At 61.0% G+C, this 8,824-nt stretch carries 8 protein-coding genes; 6 read left to right on the forward strand and 2 right to left on the reverse strand.

What is annotated here, in order from left to right:
* The first annotated feature begins 16 nt into the window (after positions 1-16).
* Positions 17-517, forward strand: a complete 501-nt coding sequence (locus tag F3H98_RS03540) for a hypothetical protein (RefSeq protein WP_149758279.1) — start codon at positions 17-19, stop codon at positions 515-517.
* On the opposite strand, the gene F3H98_RS03545 is transcribed toward F3H98_RS03540, so the two are convergent.
* Entirely contained in the window at positions 493-2,571 is a 2,079-nt protein-coding gene (locus F3H98_RS03545; protein ID WP_244621591.1) for a glycosyltransferase, read from the reverse strand. The genes F3H98_RS03540 and F3H98_RS03545 overlap by 25 nt on opposite strands.
* 720 nt (positions 2,572-3,291) lie before the next feature.
* Between F3H98_RS03545 and F3H98_RS03550 the strand changes: the two genes are divergently transcribed.
* The 5 genes from F3H98_RS03550 to F3H98_RS03570 all read left to right on the forward strand — a co-directional run bounded on the left by F3H98_RS03550 (position 3,292) and on the right by F3H98_RS03570 (position 7,583).
* Positions 3,292-4,086 carry a citryl-CoA lyase gene (locus F3H98_RS03550; protein ID WP_149758283.1) on the forward strand — a complete coding sequence of 265 codons (795 nt, stop codon included), beginning with the start codon at positions 3,292-3,294 and terminating at the stop codon, positions 4,084-4,086.
* Positions 4,079-5,380 carry a phenylacetate--CoA ligase family protein gene (locus F3H98_RS03555; protein WP_149758285.1) on the forward strand — a complete coding sequence of 434 codons (1,302 nt, stop codon included), beginning with the start codon at positions 4,079-4,081 and terminating at the stop codon, positions 5,378-5,380. The genes F3H98_RS03550 and F3H98_RS03555 overlap by 8 nt, the downstream gene beginning before the upstream one ends.
* Before the next feature lie 14 nt (positions 5,381-5,394).
* Complete coding sequence (locus F3H98_RS03560) at positions 5,395-5,976, forward strand: VOC family protein (protein ID WP_149758288.1); 582 nt, start codon at positions 5,395-5,397, stop codon at positions 5,974-5,976.
* Positions 5,977-6,000: 24 nt separating this feature from the next.
* Complete coding sequence (locus tag F3H98_RS03565) at positions 6,001-6,813, forward strand: glutathione S-transferase family protein (protein ID WP_149758290.1); 813 nt, start codon at positions 6,001-6,003, stop codon at positions 6,811-6,813.
* Between the two features lie 407 nt (positions 6,814-7,220).
* Entirely contained in the window at positions 7,221-7,583 is a 363-nt protein-coding gene (locus F3H98_RS03570) for a hypothetical protein (protein WP_149758292.1), read from the forward strand.
* Here F3H98_RS03570 and F3H98_RS03575 read toward each other — a convergent pair.
* Positions 7,580-8,428 carry a helicase gene (locus F3H98_RS03575; RefSeq protein WP_425294804.1) on the reverse strand — a complete coding sequence of 283 codons (849 nt, stop codon included), beginning with the start codon at positions 8,426-8,428 and terminating at the stop codon, positions 7,580-7,582. The genes F3H98_RS03570 and F3H98_RS03575 overlap by 4 nt on opposite strands.
* Between the last annotated feature and the right edge of the window lie 396 nt (positions 8,429-8,824).

An 8,824-nucleotide genomic window follows, 5' to 3' on the forward strand; every position in this document is an offset into this window, starting at 1 on the left:
TTCGGAGACGTAGTCATTGCGTCGTGTGATCGACAGCATCAAGGCAAGGTTGAGCGGAAGGGCTTCGTCTGCGACCACTTCCGACGGTGCGGTGGACGACCCCGCTGCCCAGCTTGTCTACGTTCTGGCCAATCCGATAGACGAGGCCAAGCCAAGATGCCTCATCACCTATTTGGGGGTGCCTACAGAAAACGTTGGCGAAATCCTCAACTCGGTTGCCGATGCCTGTCAGCTTCGTGGCGAGTATCCGGTCGTGGTCATGTCGGAACTCAGGCCCGACCTGATAGCGGTCAACATGGTTCCCATGGAGTTCATACCGACACTTCGTTATTTGCCTTTTGCGCCAAGCGAATATGAGCACTACGCGCGCCGCCGCTGGTCGCTCATGCTGACGAAATGGAATTTCCTGAAGCAGATCGAGCTTGGGATGAGTTTCGATGATTTCATCGCCGATCAGCTTGGGCATCAACAAGCTTTGCCCAACGCGGCGGACTACGTCCGCGCCAGCGATTCGTGAAGCGGGCGATTGGCTCTGACCGAGAACACCAGCTGTTCGATAGCCCGTGCCGCAGCGACCGCGCCGTCGTCGAAATCCAGCCGCGCAGCTCGGCGCCGCATTTCCTGCCGGAAATCCTCGGACGTGGCGAGATCAACCATCGACTTGACGCGTGAGAACTCGGAGGCGCGGAGCCGCAACCCGAGACCGGAGGCGTAGGCATAGGTTGCTCTCAGGTGCTGGTCGTCCATTTCCGGCGACTCGTTCGGCACGAATATTGCTGGAACGCCGCCATAAATACATTCGTGAAACGAGTTGTATCCGGCGTTGGTTATCATGAGGTCGATTGCGCCGAAATAATCCGCAATGGGATAGAAGGTTCTTCGTATCGTCCCGGGGACTTCAAAGTCCGGTGGGCGTGCCAACGGATTGTCGATCTGGACAAGTTGGACACCTCTGCCGAGCAACTCCTTCATGATGAGTTCTGGCAAATTGTCGTAGCTGTAGTTGCGTCGCGAACCGAGTTGGATGGCCGCCGTGAATTTTCGCGGATCCAAGCCAAGCCGCAGGGCCACATCCGCCCTGGGCAGGAAATTACCGGGTTCTTTGAGAAGGATGGGACCCACAACCGTGATAGGGCCCGGCATGGACTGGGTGGGACCGTAGTCTTCGTCATGCGCGAGCTCGCCGGGTTCGATGATCATGTCGAAACAGGACTGAAGCTCGGCTTTGAGCTCGTGACCGGCGCGCCACATGGCGCGCCGTACCCAGATCCATGCGAGGTCGGGCCTAACGGCCGCGACATCGAGGAGACCGGGAAACGGGTAGGTGCCGTCGAACACGACTGCTGCAATGTCGAAGGATTCGATCGCGGCGAGCAGTTCCTGGGCGTAGACCTGATTCCAGCTGTTGTCGGTCACGCCAATCTTTACAGGCCATGGGATATAGTCCGTTGCATGTCCGCGTTGGCTGATCAGGGAAGATCCAGCTGAACGGGTGACAAAAATCGGCTCGACATCCGATGACATTCGCTCGGCGATGGCCATCAGGCGGGTGATGTGACCGAGGCCTATTCCGTTGGTTGCCACGAAAAGAATGCGCCGCCGCGCAGTTATCCGGCATGCTTTCTCGGAATTTTGGCCAGCGTCCGCTCCGCTTTGACGTTTCTGTCCAGTCCGCGACGATTTTGCGGCTTTCAAAGCCGGAATCGGTTGCAATTCCAGTGCTCCATAGAGTTCAGCCATGCGCTTCTGGTATATTGCCAGCGAGAACTTTGCCTCGACGAGATTCCGGCCCGTAGCGGATTGTTGGGCAAAGGCTTGGGGAGATGACAGGAGCCGTTCGATCACCTCCGACGTGCCACCGGCTTCGGTATAGACTGCTCCATCTTCGAATAGTGTCTCGTAAGAGGGGTCGAGTATCGTGACGACACCGCTTGCCATCGCCTCGGCGATGCCGATGCCGAACGCCTCAACCCATTGACGGCTGTGAAAGTAGACATAGAAATCGAGACTGCTCAGGAATTCGGATGCGCCGCCGTCCTCGGAAAATGGCAGAAGCTGCCAGTTCGAGCCGAGCCATGGTTGGAATTCTGGAGGGATGCCGCCAAGCGCCTTGATGGTCAGGTGCCGTTTGTCTGGATAGGCTGCAAGCAAGTCTTCGCGACTGTCAGGCCATTTTAGCGGATCGGGACGCGAGTGGCGACCGACAGTAGCAGTTCCTTCGGGAGCGGGCCGCTGCCTGGGTTTCCATTCAGACATGTCAATCATGCTGAAGAGGTCGCGCGGCAATATGTTCGGCTTCTTGCCGATCAGGCTTTCGAACTGCGTGCGAACCTTCGGTCCAACCGGTGCGAAATAGACTGGTGCGCCAAACAGGCGCGCCAGGTTTCGGTCGACGACGCCGAGATCGTACTGCGGAACCCAGGCACCGTCGAAGGGCGGGTGATGGAGAACGCAAACGACACGATCTGGCCGGACTCTAACCGGTCGATCCGGCATTCGTTCAAATACCTGGGGGTGGTTGGCGAAAAGGATGTCGCATGTCGCGACATCATCGCCCGTCAGCCAAACCATGCCTAGTTCATCGATCAACCGCCCTGTGCGCGGTTCGAAGGGGCCGACCAATTGGTCGCTTCTGCCGACGAAGGGAAGAAGGGCGCAAGTCAGTCCAAAGCGCTTGGCAGCCTTTAGTTCGGCTCTCAAAGCGGACGACGTCCCGCCACGGTATCTCGGGTTAGCGGCGTGAACTATGTCGAAATGCATCGGTCAGATTTGTGGACCTTTTGAACGCCATCTGCAGGCTATGCACCACTCAGCAAAAAGAGGCGAAGCAACCAACCTAATAGGATCTACCGCCGATGCGGGTAGTATTTTCGGACCTTGGGACATTGCGCACGATCGTCGGCCTTTTAGTGACGGCGGCACTGAGCTTTTTGGTAGCCATCGGAACATAACAGCTACGCGGGTAATTGTTTATGAACGCGCGATAGGATTTGTCTGTATTGACCCTCTGCGCCGATCGCCATGCCATGGCTTCAGACTTTGTCGGGACCTTATTGTAGCAGCTTGCCGCGGGGCCCGGCGTTAGGTCAAAGCCCTGAAAAGGAACGCATGCGGCAAGCAGCAACGACCCGAGAATGGAAAGGCGTCTCAGCATAATCGACCCCCTATCCTCATTACACCAGCTAAGCCGCAGCGCTTTCGTCTGGCCCGCGAACCGGAGTTGAATTAGCATATCGTGGAAAAAGCGCGGCACCAAGAACGCATTCCCGGAAATCCGACCAAGGAGCGGTGATGCAGATCGGAAAGGGCAGGCGGGCGGTCTCCAGCATCTGCGATGCGCAGGCCGACCGCATTGAGGTGCGTGGCCGCGACCTCACGTCCGACCTCATGGGACGGATAGGCTTTACTGATTATTTCTTCCTTCTGCTCACCGGCAAGGAAGCAAGCGAGGAGCAGCGCTTCTTTCTGGACCTTCTCCTGGTGGCTATTGCCGAACACGGACTGGTGCCGACTGTGCAGGCGGCGCGCATGACGCTCGCTGCAAACCCGGGATCGCTGCAGGGGGCGGTGGCGGCAGGCATTCTGGGTGCCGGGCCGGTGATCCTCGGGACGTCGGAACTCTGCGGCAGACTGTTGATGGAGGCCGATGCGAAGGTCGCGGCAGGCGGCGAGCCGGATGCGGTGGCGCTGGCACTGGTGCGCAATATACGTGATGCAGACGGTAAGGTGCCCGGCTTCGGCCACCCGATCCATAGGCCGGTGGATCCGCGCACTGTGCGCATCCTGGCGCTCGCCGAGGAACGCGGCGTGGCTGGAAGGCATGTCGTCATGGCGCGACGCATTGAGAGAGCGGTGGCCGAGGTGTGGGGCAGGCCGCTGGTGATGAACGTCTCCATGCCGATCGCAGCGGTGCTGCTCGACCTCGATTTTCCCGCGGCCGTGATCAAGTCGATCCCGCTCTTGGCGCGCACCGCGAGCCTTCTGGCGCATCTGGCCGAGGAGCAGAAAAACCCGATCGGCTTTCTGATGGCCGGCCAGGCGGAGGCGGCGGTCGCCTACGAGAGAGACGAAGCCGGCAATGCTTGAGCCGGAGGTCGAAACACGTACGGCTGAAGACCAGTTCCGGCTGGACGACATTTCTTTCCGTCGCCAGGCGGCCTACCTTCTCGATCATTCATCATTCTACCGCGAAAAGCTTGCCAAGGCAGGCTTTCGAACTGCTAAGGCGATCGGCGGTCTGGACACAATCGCGAACCTGCCGTTCACCGAAAAGCAGGAAATCCGCGCGAGCTGCACGGCGGAAAACCCGATCGGCGCGCATCTCGCCGTTCCGCTAGACCAATTGGTCCGCATCTATTCGACCAGCGGCACCACTGGTACTCCGAGTTACATCCCGCTCACCCAACAGGATCTCGACAACTGGGTGACGACATCGGCTCGCAGCTATTCAGCCTCGGGGATCGCCGCCGGCGAAACGATCGTGTCGACCTACAATGCCGGGCCTTTCGTCGCCGGTGCCGCCCTTGCCGCCTTCGACCGGCTCGGCATGTGCCATGTTCCGATCGGCACCGGCAACTCCGAACGGCTGATGGCCGCGATCCGGCTGCTAAAACCGACCGCGGCGGTGATGACGCCATCTTATGCGGCGCATCTGATCGAATGGGCCGCCGAGCGCGGCTTCGATCTCCAAAACTCCAGCGTCAGGCGGGTTCTGGTGGCGGGCGAGCCGGGCGGCGGCGAGCCGGCGATGCGGGCGCGGCTGGAACGGGGGTGGGGCGCCAAGGTTACCGAGGCCATGGGCATCGGCGACATCGGGATCTCGCTCTGGGGCGAATGCGAAGAGCAGAACGGCATGCATCTCGGCGGGCGCGGCTTCGTCTATCCCGAACTGATCGACCCGGAGACGGGAGAAGCGCTTGCCATGCAGGACGGAGCTCGCGGCGAACTCGTGCTGACACATCTAAGGCACCAGGCCGCGCCGCTGCTCAGATTCCGCACCCGTGATCATGTCGAGGTGTGGACCTCGCCTTGTCCCTGTGGGCGCAGGGCGCTACGGCTGCGCTGCGTCGGCCGCACCGATGACATGCTGATCGTGCGCGGCGTGAATGTGTTCCCGTCGGCGATCCGCGAGATTGTCGGAGAGTTTTCGCCGGCCGTGAGCGGCGCTATCCTCGTGAGACCGGCCGCGTTGGGCTTCAAGCAGGAGCCGCCCCTGCCGGTGGTGGTCGAGCTTGCAAGGGGCGGCGAGCCGGAGCCGGGACTTGCCGACCGGATCAAGGAACGTCTGCGCGCCGCGCTGGTTTTTTCAGCAGCTGTCGAGCTTGCGCCATTCGGAACGCTGGAGCGCAGCGAATACAAGTCAAAGCTTGTCGGGCAGTAACGCGGGAGGAAAGCATGCAGAAACTTCAGTCCCAGGGCGTGCACCACATCACTCTGGTCGGCGCGGATAAGCAAACCTCGATCGACTTCTGGGAAGGCGTGCTTGGCATGCCGTTCATCTTCGAGCAACCCAATCTCGACAAGGCGAGCGAGAGTCATATCTATTTCGATCCCGGCGACGGGCGGCTGATCACAATCTTTACCGACGAAAACCGCAAGCCGGATCCAAACCGAACATCGACCGACATCGGCTGCGTCCACCACATCGCCTTTTCCGTCTCGCGCGTCACTTTCCTTCAGGCGGTGGCACGGCTCGACGAGCGCCGGATCGAACACACCGGGGTCAAGGACCGAGGCTTCATGGATTCGATCTATTTCCAGGATCCGCTCGGCCTCCTGGTCGAACTCGCCAGCTACCGGTTCGAGCCGCCGCACGGCTTCACTCATGCAGAAGTACTGATGGAAGCGCATAAGATCCGTGTGGCGCGCCGCGATTACGCTATCGCCGAGGTGCATCTCGCTGATGCGATCCAAAACCTGGTGGAATCGTCGCGCCCGACACTGTCGAACGACCGCTCGCCGAAAAACCCATACTAAACACAAAACCCGTGGGAGGAACACATGGCCAAGAAGACTGCTGCAAAACCCGCCGCCAAATCCGCCAAGAAATCCGCCGTCAAGCCGGCTCTTGGGGCCGCCACAAAGACAGCAAGGAGCGCGAAGGCCGCCAAGCCTGCGAAGAAACCGGCGCTGCATCTCAACGTGCTGAAGCCGAGCGTCAACAACATGTCGGTGCGCGTCTTCGTGCGCGCCGCTGGACTGGATTTCGCGGAAAGCGACGTCTGGGGCTCCACGCGCACACCGGAATTCCTTGCCAAGAACCCGGCGCACCTGACGCCGATGCTTGAGGAAAAGGGTCTGCCCAATGGAGCTCTGTGGGAGAGCTGTGCGATCATGCAGTATCTCTCCAACAAGCATGGGCTGGAGAAATTCTACCCCAAGGCGCCTGCCAAGCGGGCGATGATCGACAGCGCCATGTTCTACCTGATCGGCACGCTCTATCCGTATGTGGCGCGGGCCACCTACCCGGCGCTCGGCTTCCCGCAATATGCGGGCGAGGTCGGCGCCAGCGACGCTGGCCCGACGGAGAAGACGGAAGCCTCCAAGGCGGCGACCGCCGCGATCGCGGAGCCGCTTGAGGTCTTCCGCACCTTCTACATGAACGGAACGCCCTTCATCGGCGGCTCAAAACCATCGATCGCCGACATCAGGCTTGCGGCGACGCTCGAATTCCTGGCGGCTATTGACTATGCGCTGCCGGACTGGGGCACGGCCTATATGGCGGCGATGGAGAAGAAGCTCGGAAAGGCCTATTCGGAGCCGGCCGCCGACGTGCGCGGCTACATCGCCCATGTGAAGTCCCAGCAGAAATAGCGGCATTGCAACCCCAAGCTGCCGGCCGCACTTGCAGCCGGCAGAAACACCGCTCCACCGCTCGAAAGAGCGGCACCGTCCTAAAGAAAGCGTTGGGAAGCCATTCTCGGAAAAGGAAACTGCCCTGCGCCGGCTGAATTGCAGTCAGCTACATGAGGAAATCGGTCCGTCGGATTTTGCTTTTCGCTTGAACGGCTTCACTCGGCCTGCTCGTCATGATGGCGGGTCATCCAGCTCACCGTTCCGGAAGGTTGGGCCAACTTCCCTCTTGATCTGGTTGGCGCGCTTCGCAGTGCGGCTATGCCACGGATGATCCTCCTCCCATCCACCAAAAGTCGCACTGCGATCTTGATGGGTCGATAAGCTAGAATGCCAGTCACGCTCTGGGGAAAAAGGGACCACAAACCATGCACACGATCAGAGTGCTCAGCGCCGCCATGCTTTTTCTCACCGGCCCGGTTTGGGCGGCCGACTTGCCGCAGATGGACAAACAGCAACTCGTGATGCCGGTTAGCCACGGCGTTTCACTGGCCGAACGGCCCACCGTAAACCGCTGCAACGCGGCGATCGCCGAATGGGCCGCGCAATACAATCCGGTTGCCGTTGAGACCAGCCTGACCGAGCCGGTGCGGAGAGGCAGCGGTGGTGCGCGGATCGCTACGCTGTTCGTCAAGATCGACTACCTGCGCCAGGGTGGCATTGAGCCGCGCTCGGCGACCATCGCCTGCACGGTGGCTGCGGACGGCCAGGTTGGTGTCGCCCCGCTCTAGCCGGTGACCCCGATGACTCTGCCTGCCGCGTCAAGCCGACACCTGATGCGCGCCTGACGAATCTCGACGCCGCCTCGTGTGGCATAGTCGATGCGCACGTCGATCGGGGCCGTAAGGACACCACGGCGTTGCCGGCTTAGTGGGCCTGCGCTCGCCGCGCGCACTCTCACGGCGCCCAGCGTCGTTGCCGCCGACACGATCGCCTGACGGCAGACGCGAACCACAGCACGGGGTGTACCCGGTATCGCTTTCAATGGCGCAACCAGCAGTAAGGGGTAGCCCACCGCACCTTGGCTATACTTGTTGCTTCCAACTCTGGAAGGCCAAAGGGTGCGTGGCAAGACGAAGAAATGTCGAACGCCTTTGGTCGGACCAAGCTTGGTGGCCGCCGTCCCCACGTTTTTGCCTGCCGGCCCAGATCCCGCCAAACTGCCCGCGGGGCGACCGCTTGCATCGCCAAATTTGTCACTGGCTGCATTGCTGGGACCGACTGACCCGGCACTGTTTGCTTTCTCCGCTTGGCCGGCGCTCGGGCCAACAGCTTCGGAGGTGCCTTGCGAGCCGACACCCGCTGATAGGCCCCCGCTTGCGCCGCCAAGTTTGCCGCTGGCCCCAACGCTGGCGCCAACCGATTCCTTGCCCAAAGCAAGTGATCCTCCGACGGTTGCTTCCCCGACGTTGTCAACGCCCGCGCCACCTCCCACGGAGGCGCCCTCCTTGCCGAGGCCAAGGTTTGCGCCGACGCCGATACCGCCGACCTTGCCGCCAAGACCAACATCAAGAGCCGAGGCCGGCCCGATTGCTGCGATGATCGACAATGCGACAAACACGTACTTATTTGCCACTATCTTTCCTCTCCTGCGCGCAATTCCAACCACAGAAATGCCCTTCCGACTTAGCCCGCGCTACCGAAGGCCCCGACCTGGCGGCCGCGTCGGCAGCAAGATGTCGGGCAGCCTAATCGTGGACATACGAACGGGTCGCGATGGGTTGCGGACCTCCACGACACGAATTTCCCGCGACCGCAATTGGCGGACTGGTCGAGCGCTCGCCTTCCCAGACACACGTGGCTTTGAATTGGCGCGTGGCTTTGGCGCAGGCTCGATACGCGCGGTGCGACGCTCAGCTTGGTCCTTGAGCATGCCAATTTCCTTGCGCGCAGTGCTGACGTCGCGGGCTAGACCAATGGTCTTTCCGCGCTCTTGCTCCAACGCTGCGCGAAGCTCCTCTGAGACGCGAAT

The organism is Neomesorhizobium albiziae (assembly GCF_900114255.1).
GTDB lineage: Bacteria > Pseudomonadota > Alphaproteobacteria > Rhizobiales > Rhizobiaceae > Neomesorhizobium > Neomesorhizobium albiziae.

Bases quoted from the DNA above. Each gene is read 5' to 3' on its own strand.
- F3H98_RS03545 (WP_244621591.1), bottom strand. From the start codon at position 2,571: ATGGTTTGGCTGACGGGCGATGATGTCGCGACATGCGACATCCTTTTC.
- F3H98_RS03550 (WP_149758283.1), top strand. From the start codon at position 3,292: ATGCAGATCGGAAAGGGCAGGCGGGCGGTCTCCAGCATCTGCGATGCG.
- F3H98_RS03555 (WP_149758285.1), top strand. From the start codon at position 4,079: ATGCTTGAGCCGGAGGTCGAAACACGTACGGCTGAAGACCAGTTCCGG.
- F3H98_RS03560 (WP_149758288.1), top strand. From the start codon at position 5,395: ATGCAGAAACTTCAGTCCCAGGGCGTGCACCACATCACTCTGGTCGGC.
- F3H98_RS03565 (WP_149758290.1), top strand. From the start codon at position 6,001: ATGGCCAAGAAGACTGCTGCAAAACCCGCCGCCAAATCCGCCAAGAAA.
- F3H98_RS03570 (WP_149758292.1), top strand. From the start codon at position 7,221: ATGCACACGATCAGAGTGCTCAGCGCCGCCATGCTTTTTCTCACCGGC.